We start from the raw sequence: 18,488 nt of genomic DNA, 5'->3' as shown, positions 1-18,488 counted from the left end.
ACTTAGGGCTTAACGCGCTTCGATAAATTTCTCCGCAATAAAGGCAAAAAACTCTTATGTCTTGTGCCAATCTGACCCTTTTTCTAACTAGAAATTAAGTAGTATAATTGTTTTAACCACAATGCCATGTCTATGCTATAATCCTGTATATGGGACAATAATAAAGCCTATAATCCTATTTAAATTTATACATATGTAAACACACATTGAAGATTATAACTCTTATTACAGAAGGCATTTCACCCGAATTATTAAGTTGAACGGAGGGTATTAATTGAATCTAGGTGCTGCTTATATACGAACAAGTGTAGATAAAACAGGAAACAAAATAAGTCCACAGCAGCAATATAATGCTATTAAGAGTTTTGCTGATAATAACTCTATTACACTTGTTAATGAAGGTTATTACGATGAGGATGTTTCTAGTGAAAACTTTGAGGACCGTCCTGCTTTCCAGCAACTATTAGAAGATATTGATAAGTTCAATATTAAATATCTTATTTGTTATGATAGTAGCCGTTATACTCGTGTAGTTAGAGACTTTATAAATATGACTACGAGCCTACAGAAAAAGGGTATTAGAATTTTCTTTGCCAATAGTGGGAAAGAAGTAAATCTTATTGACTGGGATGTAATACTATGATGGATTTAATCCAGTCTATTTTTGACCAGAATATGCGTGAAGATGTGAGGAAGAAAGTTTCCGCCAACATGAATGAACTTGTTGATATGGGTTGCTATATAGGTGGACCAATACCAATCGGGCTTTCAATTGAAGAAGTAGAAATTGATGGAAAGAAAAGAAAAAAATATTGTTTGGGTGATAAAAAAGAAATTGAGTTGGTTAAAAATATTTTCAAATGGTATTTAGAAGATGATAGGAGTCAGCTTGAAGTTGTACGTTTAGCAGATGAGCAATATGCCGAACTTGTTAGTGAGGATGATTTAAAAAAATACCGTAAAAACGGGTCGAAAACAATTATAATGGAGTGTTCTTTAATAGTAAAAAAATCTGGAGGATACTTAGAAACCCATCGTATACAGGCTATATGGTTAAAAACAGAAGAAAAAGAATAACCAAGAAGAAAAGAACAGATAACCCTGTTGAGGAATGGTATTGGAGCAAAAATTTTAGAGAAGGAAAAGAACCTGATTTCACTCCAATTGTTCCGTTTGAAACATGGGAGAAAGTTCAACAAAAACTACAAGCAAGAAAACCTAAACAGGAGCACTACGACCCTCAAAGAGAAAATAGTCCATATTTACTTTCTAGTATGTTGAAGTGTAATGAATGTGGAAGAGCTATGAATGGCACTTATACAGTGGGAAAACAAAAAAAGATGGAACGCGCTCTAAATTTTATTACTATAAATGTGATGTAGCAGAAAAAGTAAAGGCCAAAACTGTAGTAACAAGAAAATGGTACGTTGCGAGAAAGTGGATAAAATTGCACTTGATATATTTGGAAATGCAACAGTACTTCTCAATGTATTAAAAACATTATATAGTTATCAAAGAGATGCATTAGAAAATAATACTGCTTATCTTGAGAAAATAAATGGGTTAGAAAATAAAATTAAGATGGCTGAAGAGTCAAAACAAAGCATTATCTCTAGTATTGGTCAAGTGTCTGATCCAGAATTTAAAATGGATTTGATAAAACAAGGCGAAGAGTTAACAAAGCATATTAGGGAGTTTAGAAGAGAAAAAAATCAAATAAACGAAGAACAAGAAGAACAAAGTATGAAGAGAGTTGAAATGCAGGAAGTTGTAAGTTTATTACTTCAACCTGAAATCTTTTACAAAAATCAAACAACTAAGCAAGTAAGAAATTACTTAAAACATGTGATAGAATCAATTGAGTATAAGCCAAATAAGGAAATTGTATTTAATTTGAAATTTGCTAAAAAGTCAATAAGTGTTACCGCCGTGCCTACTGAAAAGTATAATGAATTAAAAAAAGAATTAAAAACTGATAAGGGAAGAGTTAGTAAAAAGAAAGTTAAAGAACAAAATCAAATAGTCCTATTTAGTCTTTTATCTGCCTTATGGGATTAAGACCCTAATAAGATTGGAAAAGATGAAGCCAGTATAATAAAATTTATTATAGAAGCTTTAGAGGAATTCAATGGGACGAATGAGGAATTAGCATACCCAAAGTTAAGTGGCACGGTGGCACACGGGGGTTCATTCGTCCCTTTTCTGTTGAAAAGTGATGGGTGGGCCTTTTTATATTGAAGAAATGAGGTTTTAATATGACAAAGAAGACGATTTTCTCAGGCATTCAGCCTAGCGGTTCTGTGACATTAGGGAACTACATTGGGGCAATGAAGCAATTTGTTGATTTGCAGCATGACTATCATGGCTATTTTTGTGTGGTGGATCAGCATGCGATTACGGTGAGTCAGGACCGGCTAGCTCTTCGTCAAAATATTAGAAGCTTGGCGGCTCTTTATTTGGCAGTAGGACTTGATCCAGAGAAGGCGACATTGTTTATCCAATCAGAGGTACCTGCCCACGCCCAGGCAGGCTGGATGCTGCAATGTGTTGCTTATATTGGGGAATTAGAAAGAATGACTCAATTTAAGGACAAATCCGCTGGTAAGGAAGCTGTCGTTTCTGGCCTGTTAACGTATCCGCCATTAATGGCTGGCGATATCTTATTATACGGTACTGATTTAGTACCTGTCGGAGAAGACCAAAAGCAGCACCTTGAATTGACAAGAACGCTTGCTGAACGCTTTAACCGAAAGTATAATGACATCTTCACTGTACCTGAAGTGAAGATTCCAAAAGAAGGCGCTCGGATCATGTCTTTAACAGACCCGACGAAAAAGATGAGCAAATCCGATCCGAACCAAAAATCCTTCATTACCTTATTAGATGAACCAAAGCAGCTTGAAAAGAAAATTAAAAGTGCAGTCACTGATTCAGAGGGCATCGTCAAGTATGACAAAGAAAACAAGCCTGGAATCGCCAACTTGCTGACGATTTATTCTGTTTTAGGTAACGTATCTATTGAGGCGCTTGAACAAAAGTATGAAGGCAAAGGCTATGGTGAGTTTAAAGGAGATCTTGCGAACGTTGTAGTTGATGCTTTAAAACCAATACAAGATCGATACTATGAACTCATTGAGTCAGACGAGCTTGACCGCATTCTTGACGAAGGCGCTGAAAAGGCAAACCGCGCGGCAAACAAAATGCTGAAAAAAATGGAGAATGCGATGGGTCTTGGCAGAAAACGCAAATAAAAAAAGCTTGCAGCTCATCATGCTGCAAGCTTTTTCTAATTCACTTTTGACTCGTTTTCCATTTCCCAAAGCTTTTCGAAAAACGGCTGTCCTTTAATCATTTTTTCACAGAATGCTAAATGGTTTTCAGACCACCCGTCAATTGTTTCATTGTAAAGCATGTTCCAAATCTCCTCGAATGACATTCGTTTGATTTGGTTGTACATACGTGGATTCCATTCCGTATACCAATACGCAATTTCCGCCCTATTTTGAAGTCCTTTTAATTGATCGAGCGCCATAAACATGAGCTGCTTCAGCTGTCTTTCTTTTCTCGTTAATCCACTGATGTGCTGCGGCGGCAATGACAAAATATGATACTCTTTCGTCGACTCAAGACTGTCTTTAGAGAATTCATATTCCTCTGCCTTGACATCTTTCACCATTTCATACACCAGTTGCTCCTGTCTTGGGATTAAGCGGCTTTTTCTCACAGGAATGGAATACCCTATCGTATCCACAGCAATGATGCGGATGCCATCCGTTACCACAAAGCAATACTCTAATTTTCGCCGTTCATGATTTTTTCGAATATATGATTTCTCAAATACAGATTCTAGCAGCGTTTTCGGCAGCTCTGATAGATCATTCTCTATGTAATCAAACAAAGGACTCTGCACCTTGAGTAAAGGCACTTGATCTAACAACTCGACACTGTCCTCCTTGCGCCACTCATGAAAATGGCACACATTGTAGCCATTTTCTTCCCCTTCAAACCAATTCACCCATACGTCATGAAGAAATAACATAACCAATCCCTCACTTTTTAAAAACTGTTGTCCACAGTATGGGCAAGGGGTATAGAAATTATTCCAACTTTATCAAAACTTCCAGCTGAACGACGGTTTGCATTTCTTTATTTCATCAAGGAAACGGAGAACGTATCGCAAAGTTCCATTCAACTTGTTATGAAGGTGTAAACCTTACTTTAGCTTTTTAGGGTCAAGCGCATCTCTCAGCCCATCTCCTAAGAAATTAAAGCATAGGACGGTGAGCAGGATCAGTAAACCTGGGAAAAGCGGATACCACCATGCTTGCACCATAATCGAGAAATTTTGTGCATCTTGCAGCATGTTGCCCCAGCTTGCCGTTGGCGGCTGAATGCCAAACCCTAGATAGCTGAGCGTTGATTCAGCTAAAATGACGGAACCTACTTTCAAAGTAGCAGAGACGATGATAGGACCGATACAGTTAGGTAAAATATGCGAAAAGATAATGACATGGTTTTTCGTTCCAATCGTTCTCGCCGCCAATACAAATTCTCTTGTTCGGAGAGATAAGAATTCACTGCGGATCAGTCTGGCGGTTGTTGTCCAGCCGGTTAAAGCAAAGATCAAAATCAATTTATCAATACCCGGTTTGAAAATCGTCACTAGCGTGATCAATAGAAAAATGTCTGGAATAGACAGCACCACATCAACAAACCTCATTAATACAGAATCAACAAATCCTTTAAAGTACCCTGCTATCGCTCCAACGACGGTGCCAATGGTGATCGCTCCGACCACTGAGACGAAGCCAACTAAAAGAGAGACCCGCGCTCCATAAAGCACCCTTGAGAAAATATCGCGGCCAAACTTGTCAGTTCCCATAAAATGCTCTGCACTTGGCGGCTGGAGCCGCTTCAATAAATCTTGCTGCTCTGGTGCGTAAGGGGCGATCAATGGAGCAAAAATGGCCGAAAAGATGATCACCAATAAAATAACAGAGCCGGCAACCGCCAATTTATTTTTGAAAAATTTCTCACAAAATAAACGCAGCATCGTCTCAGGTTTTGGTGGAAGGCCTTCCTTTAATTTGAGATCAACAGATGGTATTCCCATATTAGGCTGTGCCAATTGTGCTTCAGCTCCCTTCTAATACTCAATACGCGGATCAACGATCGCATATAAAATATCCGCTATTAAGTTTCCAACAACCACTAGCACTGCGGAAATAACGGTCATCGCCATAATCACCGGATAATCTCTCGAAAAGGCTGAATCGATGAACAGCTTTCCAAGACCGGGCCATGTGAATATTTGTTCCACCACGACCGCACCGCCAATAAAGGATGGAATCATGAGGCCAAAAATCGTAATGACAGGCATCAAACCGTTTCTTAAGCCATGCTTGAAAATGATTTTGTTTTCTCTGAAGCCTTTCGCTCGTGCAGTGCGAATGTAATCCTGCCGCATGACATCCAGCATACTCGACCTTGTGTAACGCGTGAGCCCTGCCATATCAGCAGTTGCTAACACAAAGGCTGGTAAAATGATGTGATGAAGCCGGTCAAACACATTAAAATCGGCATTCAAGGTAGAGACTCCACCAGTTGGGAACCACCCTAGATTCACAGATAACACCATAATGAGGATCAGACCAAACCAAAAATTCGGAATAGCCAGTCCGATAAATGATGTAACCGTAATGCCATAGTCAAGCTTTGTATACGGACGTTTTGCTGAAAGGACACCAAATGGGATGGCGATGATCAGGGCAACTAATGTAGAAAAAATCATGAGGATGAGGGTATTTGGCAGCCGTGCAAAGATCAAATCAGCCACGGGGGTTCCCTTTTTTACAATGGATGTGCCAAAGTCACCTTGAAGCATATTGCCAAGCCATTTCATATATTGCACATATTCGGGATCATTCAAGCCGTACTTATCAATAAAGGCTTCCCGGTCTGCGGCACTAATGGTAGGGTCCATCATGAGTGACATCGGATCGCCTGGTGCTGCTTTCATAATGGCAAAGGACAAAATCGTAATACCAAACAAGATGGGAATGGAAAGCAATGTCCTTCTAATGATATATGTAACCATGTGCACAACTCCTTTTTCATCGGATGGCCATACTGTGATATAAAAAGGGGAGAAGACTCCCCTTCTTCACAAGCTTCCTACTGTTCAATCCACCATTTTTCGATTTTGTAATACTCATCTTTCGGGTGGTAAGAGTAGCCTTGGAGATTAGATGGCATTGCACGATGTGAGTTGGCATAATAAAGGAACGTATACGGCTGGTCTTCTGCGATCAGCTCATAAATTTTTTCATACGCCTTCGAATATTCTTTTCGATCGCTTAAGTTCTTGGCATCGACTAGCAGCTGATCGACCTCTTCATTTTTATACCAAATGTTATTCAAGCCTTTTTCTGACTGACTTGAGTGGAAGATGCTGAATTGATCAGGGAATGTTGCAAGGCTCCAGCCGAGCAACAAAGCATCATAATCCCACTTAGGCGGTGTCGTCTGTTCAATTAATGCACTGAACTCCACAATTTGCGGCTTCGCTTCAACGCCAATTTCTTTGAGCTGCTGCTGTACAACAACAGCGATATCTTCACGCACTTTGTTTCCTTGGTTCGTCTTCAATACAAAGGAGAACTTTTTGCCACCCTTATCAAGATAGCCATCTCCATCTGAATCCTCCCAGCCCTCTTCTTTAAGCATCTTTTTCGCTTTTTCTTGGTCAAATTCAAACACTGGGACATTTTCACTCTTAGGATAGTTCCATGACAGCGGACTTTCCGGAATGTTGGCTACTTTCCCGTCTCCATCTAACACTTGATCGACAATCGTTTGACGATCAATGGCATGTGTAAGAGCTTGGCGGACCTTTTTACTTTTGAAGAGATCATTTTTCTGGTTCCAGCCAATATATGAATAATTGAGCCCTAGATCAGATTCAATTTTGATGTTGCTGATTTTTTCAGCTGTTTGCAGCTCTGCTCCCGGTACAGCAAAGAAATCAATATCACCTGCTGATAGCTGGGCAATGGCTGCATTTTGATCAGGAATGGTTTTAATGGTGACCGTATCAAGGTATGGACGGCCATCCCAATAATCATCAAAGGCTTCTAGTTTGACATAGTTTCCTTCTTTCCACTCTGCAAATTTAAATGGACCTGAACCGATTGGTTTTTTTCGGTTAAATTCATTTTCGCCGAGATCCTTGACAGGCACATCACCTAAAATATGCTTAGGCAAAATGCCATAGCTTCCTAGTGTGACATTATAAAAATACGGATCTTTTTTATTGAGCTTGAATTCAATAGAGTAATCCCCTGTCTTTTTGACAGAATCTAATACTTCAAAGCCTGATCCACGCTCTCCGTTGTAGTCCTTATTGATCGGAATGCTGTATGTAAACACAACATCATCAGCAGTCAATTCTTCACCATCATGAAACTTCACACCTTTTCTAATGGTCACATCAAACTGCTTGCCGTCATCAGATTCTTTAATATCCTCTGCCAGCGATAGCTGCGGGTTGAGTTTTCCGTCTGTTTGAAGTAAGAAGCTGTAGATTCTTTCCTCAATATCAGAGCTTGCCACATCAGTTGAATAAAGCGAGTTAAATAACGTAGGCTCTGCAATTGAACCAATGACAAGGTCTCCGCCTTGTACAGGCTTACCAGTGGATTTCTTTTCACTCTCTCCAGATGTTTTATTTCCACCAGAGCAAGCCGCAAGTATCAGTGTAAAGATCAGCAGTAAACTGACCAGAATGGACTTTTGATTTCTACCTTTCATGTACAATTCCCCCTATCTTTTTTTAGAAATGATGACAGATGCCGCTTTATCCCCCCTCTCAAAGATGAGATCATACAAGCTGTTTTAAGCGTCGTAGAGATGGCAGGCAACAAAGTGGTTCGTTCTTAATTCCTGAAATGTTGGTGCTTTTTCTTTACAGATTTCTTTCGCATGCGGGCATCTTGTGTGAAACACGCAGCCTTTTGGCGGATTCGCAGGGCTTGGTAAATCACCTTGCAGCATAATCCGTTCTCTCTTCACCTGACCTTTTTTACGGGTGATCGGAACAGAAGAAAGCAGTGCCTGAGTATACGGGTGGAGTGGTTCATCGTACAGACTGTGCTTATCTGCAAGCTCCATCATTTTGCCGAGATACATGACGCCCACTCTATCACTAATGTGCCGGACCACACTTAGGTCGTGAGAGATAAATAGATAGGTCAGGTCAAATTCCTCCTGAAGCTCCTCCATCAGATTAATGACCTGAGCCTGAATGGATACGTCGAGTGCTGAAACAGGCTCATCTGCTATGATCATCTCGGGATTCATGGCAAGCGCACGAGCGATGCCGATCCGTTGCCTCTGACCACCAGAAAACTCATGCGGGTAGCGATTCGCAAAGCTTGGATGAAGACCTACCTTTGATAAAAGCTGTTCTACTTTTTCATTTCTTTCTTTTAAGGAGTATAAATGATGTGTTTTGTAGGGTTCTTTGATGATGCTTCGAAGTGTTTTTCTAGGGTTGAGTGATGCAAAGGGATCTTGAAAAACCATTTGGATGTTTTTTCTTGTAGATTGTCTTAGCTTTGATTCAGATACGTGAGAGATATCTTGCCCTTTAAATAGGATTTGACCGTCTGTTGGTTGATATAAGCGAATCATTGTCCGTCCTAATGTCGATTTACCGCATCCTGACTCCCCGACAATGCCTAACGTTTCACCTTTATAAAGCTTGAGGTCTATGCCGTCAACAGCTTTGACCGCACCTACTTTCTTCTGCAAAATTCCCGCTTTAATTGGAAAGTGCTTTTGAATATTTTTCAGTTCAAGAATGGTTTCTTTCTCTGGAAGATCTGTCATTTGTGGCTGATTTTCAGCAAGTGTCATGTTTGGCTTGCCTCCTCATATAAGAAACACCTGACGCTTCTGCCGTTTTCTAATGTTTTCAGCTTGGGCAGTTCCCCCATGCAGCGATCTTTGACTTTCGGGCATCTAGGAGCAAAGCGGCAGCCGGCCGGAAGCTGATCTGGCGCAGGGACATTTCCTTTTATCGCCGTTAATGGCTGAATCTCTCCATCAATGACAGGAATCGATTCAAGTAGTCCTTCTGTGTAAGGATGAAGTGGCTCATCAAACAATTCCTCGACGGTTCCATTTTCAACAACCTGTCCGCAGTACATGACAATCACTCGATCTGCCACTTCAGACACGACACCTAAATCGTGTGTTATGAGGAGAATCGATGTACCAAATGTTGCACATAAATCTTTCATTAAGGTGAGCACCTGCGCTTGAATGGTCACATCTAGTGCGGTTGTCGGTTCATCTGCAATGAGAAGCTTCGGATCACAGCTTAGCGCAATGGCAATCATGACTCGTTGACGCATGCCGCCGGATAAACGGTGCGGATAATCTTTGATGATTTGTTCTGGGCGAGAAAAACCAACAAGCTTCAGCAGGTCAATCGCTTTTCTGGTGGCTTCTTTTTTTGAAATTTTTTTGTGATAGATGAGGATTTCAGTTATTTGTTCCCCGATGGTTAAGACCGGATTAAGTGAGGTCATGGGTTCCTGAAAGATCATGGATACATCATTACCGCGAATACTGCACAATTCCTTTTCACCATATGTAACAAGGTCTTTTCCATCAAGCTTGATGGAACCGTCCATCATTTTTCCACCAGTCCCATTGATCAGACCCATAATGGATAAGGACGTAATGCTTTTGCCAGATCCAGACTCACCGACTAATGCGACAGTTTCTCCTCTGTTGATGCTAAAATCAACGCCATCAACAGCAGGTATCGGTTCCTTTTTTCGAAAAAAATATGTTTTTAAGTTTTGCACTTCAAGTAGCACGCTCATTCATTCGCTCCTTTCTCCATAGATCAATAAAACCGGATCAAAATATTCCGTCTTTTTAGAATAAAAAGAATAATCAAAATTTATATTTGTATATTATTACATCAGCATGACGAAATCAAGAAGTATTTAGTAAATTTGTAATATATCTCTTTTTATGTGAATGATTCACTTTATGATTCTATCGCTTTTAAAAAGGTGTCGGCTGGCTCTGCAATCATAGACTCCTCGCTCATTCGATGCTCACTGAAATACTTTTTCACGATATAAAACCCAGTGGCGTAACCAAGCATTTTGGGGTAGTTCCCTTTTCCATAAAGGAGGTTCTGTATCAGTCTTTCGTCGTCCTGGACTTTCTTATGAAGGTGACTGGATACCCATTTCTTGTACATGCGCTGCAGCTGCGCTTCGTCATATAATGTGGTCCATCTGGCTGTCAAGCTTTCTCCGTATCTATGATACACAGCATATTCAGCCAACCCTTCCATCATGATTGTATCAAGGAATGTAAAATCTTTTTCTTCTTTCGTGAGAAAATGCAACCTGCATACATGGTGATATTCATGTGTCAGCAATGTACCGATACGCTCTTTCGGGGTATTTGGCGATAAAAAGAGAAAAACCTTGTCATCAAATGCCATGCCGGATTGATAATAAAATTGCTCTCTGATTTCTTTACTGCTCTCATTTACAGGTAAAATAAACACAGGGACGTCAGGGCCTCCCCACTGTTTTTGCAGCTTTTTGTATTCTTTCATGACGAGCTTGAAGTACCCTTTTTCTTTGAGCTCGTCGATCATTTCCTGGCATGGGTTCCAAGACCGCACCATCCCGTGATGCTGTAAATGGGAGAGAATAGAGGACCATTCCTTTTCTGCTGCTCCTTTAAAATAAGGGACAAAGCGCGCCGCAAGCTCCTGAAATGATGATGATTGATGGATGAGATATTGTGTATTAATCAGACCCATACCGTTTAACACCTCCATTTTCATCATATGCAAAAAGGCGGCGATCTGTTTATTGATCGCCGCCTGCTCAGGAAGTATTACGCTTCGTATTTTTTGAAGATAATTGTCGCATTATGCCCGCCAAAACCGAGTGAATTACTCAAAGCAACTTGAACTTCTTTTGAACGTGCCTCATTTGCTACATAGTCAAGGTCACATTCTTCATCCGGTGTTTCAAGGTTAATCGTTGGAGGAATGACGCTGTCTTTAATCGCAAGAACAGAGAAAATCGCTTCTACTCCGCCTGCTGCGCCAAGTAAGTGACCTGTCATTGATTTTGTCGAACTGATCGCAAGCTGATTCGCATGCTCTCCGAATACTTCTTTAATGGCCATTGTTTCAAATTTATCATTGTAAGGTGTGCTTGTTCCGTGGGCATTGATATAATCAATTTCTTCCACAGTCAAACCTGCATCTCGAATCGCTTCTTTCATTGCGCGGACGCCGCCTTCTCCGTTTGGAGCAGGTGCAGTAATATGGTATGCATCACCAGTCGAACCGTATCCAACGATTTCTGCATAAATGGTCGCACCACGTTTTAACGCATGCTCTAGTTCTTCAAGAATAATAACCCCAGCGCCCTCACCCATGACAAATCCGTCACGGTTTTTATCAAATGGACGGCTTGCTGTGTCTGGATCAGGATTTGTTGAAAGGGCTTTGTTCGCACAGAAACCTGCAAACGACATTTTTGTTAACGGCGCTTCTGTTCCGCCTGTGATCATGGCATCAGCATCTCCGCGCTGAATGACTTTAAATGCATCACCAATTGAGTTTGTACCTGTTGCACATGCTGTGACTGTACAAGAGTTAACTCCTTTTGCGCCAAGTGCAATTGAAATTTGTCCTGTCGCCATATCTGGAATCATCATTGGGACAAAGAATGGGCTTACACGTCTTGCCCCTTTATTTGAATACACTTCAAACTGCTCTTCAAATGTTTCAAGTCCGCCAATACCAGACCCAACCCATACACCAACACGCGGTGCGATTTCATCTGTGATTTCAAGGCGTGAATCTTCTAAAGCCTTTTGAGCAGCAACAACTGCATATTGAGTGAAGCGCGCCATTTTTCTCGCTTCTTTTTTCTCCATGTAATCTTCGATGTTAAAATCCTTTAGTTCTGCAGCTACTTTTGCGGTATATTCACTTGAATCGACACGTGTGATCGGTCCAACACCTGATACACCTGCTACAGCATTTTTCCACGTTGTCTCTACATCGTTGCCAAGAGGTGTCAAAGCACCTAATCCTGTAACAACTACTCGCTTTTTATCCATTAATTTGTGCACCTCTCTCTTTTATCGGCCCCATCGCATAGCGATTGCGCCCCACGTTAATCCGCCACCAAAACCAACCATTACAATCACATCACCGTCATGAATTTTTCCGGCTTCGATTTCTTCACATAGTGAAATTGGAATGGATGCTGCTGATGTGTTTCCATATTTATGGACAGTCTTCGACATTTTTTCGACTGGCAGCTCTAAGCGTTCGCGTGCTGCTTCCATAATGCGAATATTTGCTTGATGCGGGATCAAGAAATCAACGTCTTCTTTCGATAGTCCAGCTTTTTCGATGACGTTTACACTTGACTCGCCCATTTGTCTTACAGCAAATTTAAATACTTCTCGTCCATTCATGATTGTATGATCTTTTTCATCTAAGTACAAGTGCTTCCCGCCACTTCCATCGGCTCCAAGCTCAAATGATAGAATTCCTTTACCTTCGCTGACTGATCCTAACACAGCAGCACCTGCTCCATCTCCAAACAAAACAGCTGTATTGCGGTCATCCCAGTCGGTAATGCGAGAAAGCTTTTCAACGCCAACGACAAGCACGTGCTTGAAAGTTCCTGATTCGATAAATTGTTTTCCAGTAACAAGCCCATACATAAAGCCAGCACAAGCAGCGCTAATATCCATTGCACATGCTTTATGTGCACCGAGCTGTTCTTGAATCATACAAGCGACTGTCGGAAATGCTTGATCTGGCGTGACTGTCGCCACAAGAATCATATCAATATCTTCTGCAGCCACATCTGCGTCAGCTAATGCTTTTTTTGCAGCAGCAAGCGCCATATGTGATGTATTGACATCATCAGATGCAATTCTTCTTTCTTCTATACCTGTTCTAGTACGAATCCACTCGTCAGAAGTTTCAACCATTTTTTCTAAATCATGATTTGTTAATACTTTTTCAGGTATATAGCGGCCAAGGCCAATAATTCCAGCATTCATTGAATAAGACTCCTTTTACTCATACGAGCATGTGATATTGTGATCTTATATTAGTATCTGGTACTAATTTTACCTTATTTTTTTCTCCTTGGCAATACAAACGTCTAACCTTTCCTCTCCCTTTTTTCATAGATTAATGATATACCAATAGTAGAAAGGAACATGTGATATGGCGCAAAAGGATATTTTCTCGGCAATGATGTTTGGTCAGCCACTTGAAAAGGAGAAAAGCAAGACAGAAGCAAAGGAGGAACGTGCGGATACACCTTCAAATGATGACTCAATCGACTATATGCATGTCATGAATCAGATCGGGAACATTATGAACTCGATCGACGAGCTGAAGCCTGTGTTTAAAGATGTTGGCCCTATGATTAGTGCCTTCAAGAAAAAATTATTATAAAAAAAAGCCACTATTGTGTGGCTTTTTCTGATTCTGCATCTGCTTTTCCAAGCTCATATGCCTCTTGCATGACCGATGTAAATAATGATAGAAGCGGCTGAAGAGCTTCAGGCTCAAGCTGAATCCCCGCTTTATCTAATTCTTCTTTTGCCTGCGGGAAATACTTCATGGCAATTTGTAAAAACTCCATCGATTTTTCGTGCTGCATGTTCAATGTCCTCACTTTTCATTTGGCAGTTTGCCTGTTTTTTTGTAATACGCAATATCACTCTCAATGTCTTTCACAAAAGCGCAGTCAATGGTTGAGCTAAATTTCCCCATTTCGATCACTCCTTCTTTAAAGTCAAAGGAGTACTCATCTTGTTCGTTTAGCTTGCCTTCATTAAACTTCTTCGCAATGATACTGTACGCTTTATCGACATGCTGTACTGTGCTCGTTAAGACGGTATGACTTCCGAGGTTGGATTGATCGGTGACATACCCGATAGCTGATAAATTATCGGCTTTGATTTGTTCAATGACAGGGATATTATAACCATCACCTGCTGGATACACAACATCTACGCCTTGTTTTTTCAATTTTTGATACAGATCCACAGCTTTGTCAGCATCGTCCCAGTTTTCGACAAATTCTGCTAGCACTTGCACATGTTCATCTTGATATTTTGCGCCTTTGATAAAGCCGTCTACTTCGCTTTGCCAATCGTATGTAGCAAGAATACCAATCTTTTTGGTTTTTGACATATGTGCTGCTGTCATGCCTCCGAAAAAGCCCATGGCTTCTCCTTTAAACGTCACGTTTGTGACATTGTCAGCCTGAGGCTTGTTTCCATTGACCGTAATAAATTGTGTTTTGGGATAATCTTCACTGATCAAGTTAAAAATTTCGCTGTATTCATTGCCATGGCCAATGATCAAATTGACTCCTTTTTTATGGAATTCTTCAATGGCATCAACGATTTTCTCCTTGTCGACCATTCCTTCCTTATAATAAACATCTACACCAAATGTCGATTGGATACTTAGTAAGCCTTTATAACCTTTCGTTCCCCAAACTTGATCATTAATCGTATCGGGGACGAGTAAACCCACCTTCTCAATATGTCCTTTTAAAGGCGCCTGCGAGCAGGCAGATAATAGGAGAAGGAACGAAAAGATCATGACAAGCCGTTGGTACTTCATGCCATGTTCAACTCCCTTTGCAACATGCAGGCATGAACCTGTATGTTAAATATAGGTTTATTTTATACTGAAAAAAGATAAGATGGAAGATCATTCTTGCTTTTTGTCGAAAAATGTTGAGTTTTGTCTTTTCCAATCTGCGATCATTTTTTCTGCTTGTTTGTCATCTGTTTGGCTTTCTACCTTCAATTGATGCGTCATATCCTGTCTTTGGTTGGTGCTCGACGCCCACTTCAAAAGTTCCTTTGCGACATCTTCTACAAAAACTGAGTGGTCATTCTTTGTTCTTCTTTCTTCATCGAGTGTCCACGGTCCGAACATGCGAGGAAGAATAACAGCTGGCACGTTCTGTTTGGACAGTTTGTCTTCGGGTTCTTCGAACAGTATCCGGTACATGCCATGCTTCGCTTTGATGTCTGTCTCTCTTTCATGTGGTTCCTCTGATTGAATAAAGATCAGGTCATACGTCTCTTTGCCATCCTGAAGGTCAATGACTCGGACGAGATCATTCCGGCCGAGCCACATCATCCGCTCTTCTAATAGCATCTTTTGCTTTTCTGTATACTCATGAGGACACGTGATATCCACTTGAATGCCCTCTTTCATCATATATTCACAAAGTGTCAGGCCAAAAAATTCATCTGCACCTATGATCAGTCCTGTTTCCATGTTCATGTCCCCTTTTTTAGCATATCAAATAAAAAGAAGAGCCCTTTCCATGAAGGGCTGTTATCATCCTATTCATTACAATTCTCTTTCATGCGATTTATAAAACTTGTGAATGGACTGAAAGATTCTTCTTGGATGATCAAACATATGCAAGGTGAGATCGACCTGACAATGTTCTGAATTCCTCATATGCTGATCGATAAAAGGCTTTGCGTGAAGTTCATATGAATATGGTGCGCCACTTAGTCTTTGCCATATATGAATCGGTACATGAGCTGAATGAACGGGGCAAGAAGGCAGCGGATACGTTTCAGCTTCCTTTTCAGAGCAGCCATAGCTCTGCGTCAACTCTTTGATCAGCTGTTTGTAAAAGAATTTGTGTTCCTTTTCTCTTTCTCTTTGTGCATGCAGATGCAAACATGGATTCACCATCGCAATGGACCTTAGCACTTCTGGCATCTCTTCGGCAAGGCTCATGGCGACAAGTGACCCCATCCCCTCCGCCAGCACATGAATTTCCCGGTTTAATATTTCTTGTTTTAATGTGTGATGAACGAGCTGCTTTGCACTAAAAACAGCATCTTCGCATCCCCAGTGATTCCCATGAAGATGACTATTAAACAATGTATATCCTTCATCCTTTAAGGCAGTTAAAAGCTGGTTTCTTCCATAATGCTGAAGCCAGAATGATGTATTTTCCTGCACAAAGTGATTTCGGTCACCGAGGATAAGAATGCCAAAGCCATTTGGTTTTTGAGGAAGGTGAATGACGTTCCACTGGGAACCAAGCTGAAAAAACCGTTCGCTTACACCCATATGGCCAGCCTCCTTTCAGTGATTCTGCTTTCTATGATATGAACAACAACTCTTGTAGGAATAGGGAAATCCCCTAAAGACAGAAGAATTCTTTTCATTTTTATAGCAGAAGGTCTAAAAATGGTCACATAAAGGCGGAAAACAGTCTTTTCCCTTAACTCGTATCTATGGTATGATAATCAATAGATTGTTACATAAAGGACGGTGGGATTATGCATTATATTATCACCCTCATTTGGACTTTTCTGCTGACACATATGGCTGGTTACATCGTTGCATCAATGAATGGAGCTGCTTATGATTTTACTTTGACTTCCATTCTTGCCATTGTGTTTACGGTTATTTTATTCATCTTTGCTGAAGTAAGTCCAATGAAAGAAACGGAAAGTTCAACAAAACACTCTTAATACGTAAGTTACTAAAAAAGAGCTAAAATGATGATTTTAGCTCTTTTTCTTCTTTTCAGCGTGATTTGAAAACGGTTGAAGCCTAGGATGTTGTACCGGAGCGATTTTGACATTCGTGAGCACCGGCACGCAGGACTGACAAAAAATGCGAGGTTTGTCTTCACGCTAAAATCCCCTGTCTTGAATACAGGGGATTTTTTATTGGTTTACATCTCAACCGTTTCAGAGTTCTGTTTGTCTGCTGTCAAATGGCTTTTCGCAAGCCCTGTAAACAGGAAGATCGCGATGCCTGATAAAATTTCAAGCACTCCTCCGCCAGCAATGACAAGTCCCGCTCCAAATCTTTCTGCCAGGACGCCCGATACGACTGCTGCAAGCGGGAGAAAGACATTTGATGATGCATTGATCACAGCATATACTTGCGGCTGATCCTCCTGGTCAACTGATGTTTGAATAATGACCATTTCCGGTACATTAATCGCACTGACGGCGGCGCCAAAAATAAAGGAAGCAAGCAGAACGACCGGCAGCCATGTGCTCATCCCTGTGATAAAGAACGCTGCACCTTCAATCATTCCAGCGACAATAAAGAACAAACCAAATCTTTTAATTTTCACCTTTGCCAGCGCAAAGCCCATCATAAATGCGCCCACTGCGGCAACGCCTCTTAAAATGGAATACACCATTGAATCACTTTGCAGCGCTTCTGCTACGTATACAGCGGATAGTGCCTGCCACGGGGCAGCTGCGACATTCATTAAAATACAATACAGCGTCAGTGCAAATAAAATGTGATGATTTTTGACAACAAGGAAGCCTCTTTTTAAGTTATACAGATATGTATTCTTTGCTTGTTTAATGCCCGCTGCTTTTTCTTCGTCTGTCTTCTTTAGTTTGACGCCAATGATAAACAGGCCAGATATGATAAATAAGGCAGTTGTGATCAGCAGTGTATCTGCAGGTCCAATTAATTTGACCAAGAGACCCGCTACCATCACTGCTGCAAGTGCGACAATTTCAAAAGAAGATTGCAGGATCGCATTTGCTTTTTGAATGAGATGCTTTGGAACAATCTGCGGTAAGATGGCCACAGAAGCTGGGTTATACGCTGCACCTGTTGCCGATTGAATCACCATTAATGAGATCAATAACCATAGGGGCAATAGATGCGAAAAGTGCAGTAGTGGAATAATGAGTACAATTGTTGATCGAACGACGTCTGAAGCGAACATCCATTTAGACAAATGGTGCTTTTTCATAAGAGGTCCTAGTATTGGGGCTAACAATGATGAAGGAAGAACTGTCACCGCTAGAAGAAGTCCTGTACCGAGCGCTCCATCCCCTCTTAATATCAATAGCCAAAGAACGGATGTAAAAGCAAAACTTTCTCCAGTATTTTTAATGAGTCTTGATATGAATAATGAGGTGAAGCGTTTATTCCAAACACTTTCACTGAGATTCGTCTTTTCCATCACACAAATCCTTTCAACATCTCTATTAATAATTACATATTTTACCTTACATTCTCTTTTTTTCATACTACTTGTTTGAAAATTTGAACTTAATTGTTTTTTATTATAAAGAAAAAAGAGGCATGACACATGCCTCTAAAGACTTATTCACATGGACTCTTAGTCAATTGCTTACGGCTTTCTTTGGTAGGTCCAAACACGGTTATGGTTCGAGTTATCCGGAAAGACGTCGCCTGCTTTGAGCTTAATCTTTAAAGGATCTTTCACCATACTTCCGGTTTCACCGATTTCGATATAGACACCATTATTAGGTGCTTTATTCCCAGATTTAAACTGATGCTTCTGACCCATTTTCATCCTCCTTTCTCGATTGTTGTTATTATGTCCCTTCCATTGCCTCTC

At 40.8% G+C, this 18,488-nt stretch carries 22 protein-coding genes; 7 read left to right on the top strand and 15 right to left on the bottom strand.

Going from position 1 to position 18,488, the window contains the following annotated elements; translation table 11 throughout:
- The first annotated feature begins 274 nt into the window (after nucleotides 1-274).
- From ACSLGF_RS13985 to trpS, 5 genes are all read left to right on the top strand, one after another.
- A complete protein-coding gene (locus ACSLGF_RS13985) occupies nucleotides 275-643 on the top strand; it encodes a recombinase family protein (RefSeq protein ID WP_456006425.1) in 369 nt (122 codons plus the stop codon).
- A complete protein-coding gene (locus ACSLGF_RS13980; protein ID WP_456006537.1) occupies nucleotides 640-1,077 on the top strand; it encodes a hypothetical protein in 438 nt (145 codons plus the stop codon). The genes ACSLGF_RS13985 and ACSLGF_RS13980 overlap by 4 nt, the downstream gene beginning before the upstream one ends.
- Nucleotides 990-1,382 carry a recombinase family protein gene (locus tag ACSLGF_RS13975; RefSeq protein WP_456006422.1) on the top strand — a complete coding sequence of 131 codons (393 nt, stop codon included), beginning with the start codon at nucleotides 990-992 and terminating at the stop codon, nucleotides 1,380-1,382. Before ACSLGF_RS13980 ends, ACSLGF_RS13975 begins: the two co-directional genes overlap by 88 nt.
- Before the next feature lie 55 nt (nucleotides 1,383-1,437).
- Nucleotides 1,438-2,058 (top strand): hypothetical protein, encoded by a 621-nt coding sequence (locus tag ACSLGF_RS13970; RefSeq protein ID WP_456006419.1) that lies wholly within the window; start codon nucleotides 1,438-1,440, stop codon nucleotides 2,056-2,058.
- Between the two features lie 197 nt (nucleotides 2,059-2,255).
- Nucleotides 2,256-3,251, top strand: a complete 996-nt coding sequence (gene trpS, locus ACSLGF_RS13965) for a tryptophan--tRNA ligase (protein ID WP_456006416.1) — start codon at nucleotides 2,256-2,258, stop codon at nucleotides 3,249-3,251.
- Between the two features lie 35 nt (nucleotides 3,252-3,286).
- On the opposite strand, the gene ACSLGF_RS13960 is transcribed toward trpS, so the two are convergent.
- From ACSLGF_RS13960 to ACSLGF_RS13920, 9 genes are all read right to left on the bottom strand, one after another.
- Nucleotides 3,287-4,039, bottom strand: coding sequence for a YjbA family protein (locus tag ACSLGF_RS13960; RefSeq protein ID WP_039177811.1), 753 nt, complete (start codon nucleotides 4,037-4,039; stop codon nucleotides 3,287-3,289).
- A gap of 174 nt (nucleotides 4,040-4,213) precedes the next feature.
- On the bottom strand, nucleotides 4,214-5,113 hold the full coding sequence (gene opp4C, locus ACSLGF_RS13955; RefSeq protein WP_456006522.1) for an oligopeptide ABC transporter permease: 900 nt from the start codon (nucleotides 5,111-5,113) through the stop codon (nucleotides 4,214-4,216).
- 33 nt (nucleotides 5,114-5,146) lie between these two features.
- Nucleotides 5,147-6,097: an ABC transporter permease gene (locus tag ACSLGF_RS13950; RefSeq protein WP_456006413.1), complete on the bottom strand. Its 951-nt coding sequence runs from the start codon at nucleotides 6,095-6,097 to the stop codon at nucleotides 5,147-5,149.
- A 77-nt stretch (nucleotides 6,098-6,174) separates the two neighbouring features.
- Complete coding sequence (locus tag ACSLGF_RS13945) at nucleotides 6,175-7,809, bottom strand: peptide-binding protein (protein ID WP_456006410.1); 1,635 nt, start codon at nucleotides 7,807-7,809, stop codon at nucleotides 6,175-6,177.
- A gap of 84 nt (nucleotides 7,810-7,893) precedes the next feature.
- A complete protein-coding gene (locus tag ACSLGF_RS13940) occupies nucleotides 7,894-8,889 on the bottom strand; it encodes an ABC transporter ATP-binding protein (protein ID WP_456006519.1) in 996 nt (331 codons plus the stop codon).
- 23 nt (nucleotides 8,890-8,912) lie between these two features.
- A complete protein-coding gene (locus ACSLGF_RS13935; protein ID WP_456006407.1) occupies nucleotides 8,913-9,893 on the bottom strand; it encodes an ABC transporter ATP-binding protein in 981 nt (326 codons plus the stop codon).
- 170 nt (nucleotides 9,894-10,063) lie between these two features.
- Nucleotides 10,064-10,858, bottom strand: coding sequence for a DUF2268 domain-containing protein (locus tag ACSLGF_RS13930; protein ID WP_456006404.1), 795 nt, complete (start codon nucleotides 10,856-10,858; stop codon nucleotides 10,064-10,066).
- Nucleotides 10,859-10,935: 77 nt separating this feature from the next.
- On the bottom strand, nucleotides 10,936-12,177 hold the full coding sequence (gene fabF / locus ACSLGF_RS13925; protein WP_456006401.1) for a beta-ketoacyl-ACP synthase II: 1,242 nt from the start codon (nucleotides 12,175-12,177) through the stop codon (nucleotides 10,936-10,938).
- Nucleotides 12,178-12,198: 21 nt separating this feature from the next.
- Nucleotides 12,199-13,137: a beta-ketoacyl-ACP synthase III gene (locus tag ACSLGF_RS13920; protein ID WP_456006398.1), complete on the bottom strand. Its 939-nt coding sequence runs from the start codon at nucleotides 13,135-13,137 to the stop codon at nucleotides 12,199-12,201.
- A 169-nt stretch (nucleotides 13,138-13,306) separates the two neighbouring features.
- On the opposite strand from ACSLGF_RS13920, the gene ACSLGF_RS13915 reads away from it, so the two are divergent.
- Entirely contained in the window at nucleotides 13,307-13,540 is a 234-nt protein-coding gene (locus ACSLGF_RS13915; protein ID WP_456006395.1) for a hypothetical protein, read from the top strand.
- Nucleotides 13,541-13,550: 10 nt separating this feature from the next.
- Here the strand turns inward: ACSLGF_RS13915 and ACSLGF_RS13910 are convergent, their stop codons facing one another.
- The 4 genes from ACSLGF_RS13910 to ACSLGF_RS13895 all read right to left on the bottom strand — a co-directional run bounded on the left by ACSLGF_RS13910 (nucleotide 13,551) and on the right by ACSLGF_RS13895 (nucleotide 16,207).
- Nucleotides 13,551-13,748 (bottom strand): ComZ family protein, encoded by a 198-nt coding sequence (locus ACSLGF_RS13910; RefSeq protein ID WP_099728278.1) that lies wholly within the window; start codon nucleotides 13,746-13,748, stop codon nucleotides 13,551-13,553.
- A gap of 11 nt (nucleotides 13,749-13,759) precedes the next feature.
- Nucleotides 13,760-14,722: a BMP family ABC transporter substrate-binding protein gene (locus ACSLGF_RS13905; RefSeq protein ID WP_456006393.1), complete on the bottom strand. Its 963-nt coding sequence runs from the start codon at nucleotides 14,720-14,722 to the stop codon at nucleotides 13,760-13,762.
- A gap of 90 nt (nucleotides 14,723-14,812) precedes the next feature.
- Nucleotides 14,813-15,391 (bottom strand): nad binding enzyme, encoded by a 579-nt coding sequence (locus tag ACSLGF_RS13900; protein ID WP_456006390.1) that lies wholly within the window; start codon nucleotides 15,389-15,391, stop codon nucleotides 14,813-14,815.
- A 75-nt stretch (nucleotides 15,392-15,466) separates the two neighbouring features.
- Complete coding sequence (locus tag ACSLGF_RS13895) at nucleotides 15,467-16,207, bottom strand: hypothetical protein (protein WP_456006388.1); 741 nt, start codon at nucleotides 16,205-16,207, stop codon at nucleotides 15,467-15,469.
- Between the two features lie 212 nt (nucleotides 16,208-16,419).
- Between ACSLGF_RS13895 and ACSLGF_RS13890 the strand changes: the two genes are divergently transcribed.
- Nucleotides 16,420-16,614 (top strand): YjzD family protein, encoded by a 195-nt coding sequence (locus ACSLGF_RS13890; protein WP_034322948.1) that lies wholly within the window; start codon nucleotides 16,420-16,422, stop codon nucleotides 16,612-16,614.
- Nucleotides 16,615-16,820: 206 nt separating this feature from the next.
- Here ACSLGF_RS13890 and ACSLGF_RS13885 read toward each other — a convergent pair whose 3' ends face one another.
- On the bottom strand, nucleotides 16,821-18,086 hold the full coding sequence (locus ACSLGF_RS13885) for an MFS transporter (protein WP_456006385.1): 1,266 nt from the start codon (nucleotides 18,084-18,086) through the stop codon (nucleotides 16,821-16,823).
- Between the two features lie 171 nt (nucleotides 18,087-18,257).
- Nucleotides 18,258-18,437, bottom strand: a complete 180-nt coding sequence (locus tag ACSLGF_RS13880) for a YjzC family protein (RefSeq protein ID WP_041110112.1) — start codon at nucleotides 18,435-18,437, stop codon at nucleotides 18,258-18,260.
- Between the last annotated feature and the right edge of the window lie 51 nt (nucleotides 18,438-18,488).

It is taken from the genome of Bacillus sp. A015 (genome assembly GCF_053851875.1).
Note: the sequence above shows the minus strand (reverse complement) of the source record. Positions and strands in the feature narration are given on the sequence as shown.

Coding starts and splice junctions, on each gene's coding strand:
- ACSLGF_RS13980 (WP_456006537.1), top strand. CDS start 640: ATGATGGATTTAATCCAGTCTATTTTTGACCAGAATATGCGTGAAGAT.
- ACSLGF_RS13920 (WP_456006398.1), bottom strand. CDS start 13,137: ATGAATGCTGGAATTATTGGCCTTGGCCGCTATATACCTGAAAAAGTA.
- ACSLGF_RS13900 (WP_456006390.1), bottom strand. CDS start 15,391: ATGGAAACAGGACTGATCATAGGTGCAGATGAATTTTTTGGCCTGACA.
- ACSLGF_RS13945 (WP_456006410.1), bottom strand. CDS start 7,809: ATGAAAGGTAGAAATCAAAAGTCCATTCTGGTCAGTTTACTGCTGATC.
- ACSLGF_RS13895 (WP_456006388.1), bottom strand. CDS start 16,207: ATGGGTGTAAGCGAACGGTTTTTTCAGCTTGGTTCCCAGTGGAACGTC.
- ACSLGF_RS13915 (WP_456006395.1), top strand. CDS start 13,307: ATGGCGCAAAAGGATATTTTCTCGGCAATGATGTTTGGTCAGCCACTT.
- ACSLGF_RS13910 (WP_099728278.1), bottom strand. CDS start 13,748: ATGCAGCACGAAAAATCGATGGAGTTTTTACAAATTGCCATGAAGTAT.
- ACSLGF_RS13905 (WP_456006393.1), bottom strand. CDS start 14,722: ATGAAGTACCAACGGCTTGTCATGATCTTTTCGTTCCTTCTCCTATTA.
- ACSLGF_RS13940 (WP_456006519.1), bottom strand. CDS start 8,889: ATGACAGATCTTCCAGAGAAAGAAACCATTCTTGAACTGAAAAATATT.
- ACSLGF_RS13950 (WP_456006413.1), bottom strand. CDS start 6,097: ATGGTTACATATATCATTAGAAGGACATTGCTTTCCATTCCCATCTTG.
- fabF (WP_456006401.1), bottom strand. CDS start 12,177: ATGGATAAAAAGCGAGTAGTTGTTACAGGATTAGGTGCTTTGACACCT.
- ACSLGF_RS13935 (WP_456006407.1), bottom strand. CDS start 9,893: ATGAGCGTGCTACTTGAAGTGCAAAACTTAAAAACATATTTTTTTCGA.
- ACSLGF_RS13890 (WP_034322948.1), top strand. CDS start 16,420: ATGCATTATATTATCACCCTCATTTGGACTTTTCTGCTGACACATATG.
- ACSLGF_RS13930 (WP_456006404.1), bottom strand. CDS start 10,858: ATGGGTCTGATTAATACACAATATCTCATCCATCAATCATCATCATTT.
- trpS (WP_456006416.1), top strand. CDS start 2,256: ATGACAAAGAAGACGATTTTCTCAGGCATTCAGCCTAGCGGTTCTGTG.
- ACSLGF_RS13960 (WP_039177811.1), bottom strand. CDS start 4,039: ATGTTATTTCTTCATGACGTATGGGTGAATTGGTTTGAAGGGGAAGAA.
- ACSLGF_RS13880 (WP_041110112.1), bottom strand. CDS start 18,437: ATGGGTCAGAAGCATCAGTTTAAATCTGGGAATAAAGCACCTAATAAT.
- ACSLGF_RS13885 (WP_456006385.1), bottom strand. CDS start 18,086: ATGGAAAAGACGAATCTCAGTGAAAGTGTTTGGAATAAACGCTTCACC.
- opp4C (WP_456006522.1), bottom strand. CDS start 5,113: ATGGGAATACCATCTGTTGATCTCAAATTAAAGGAAGGCCTTCCACCA.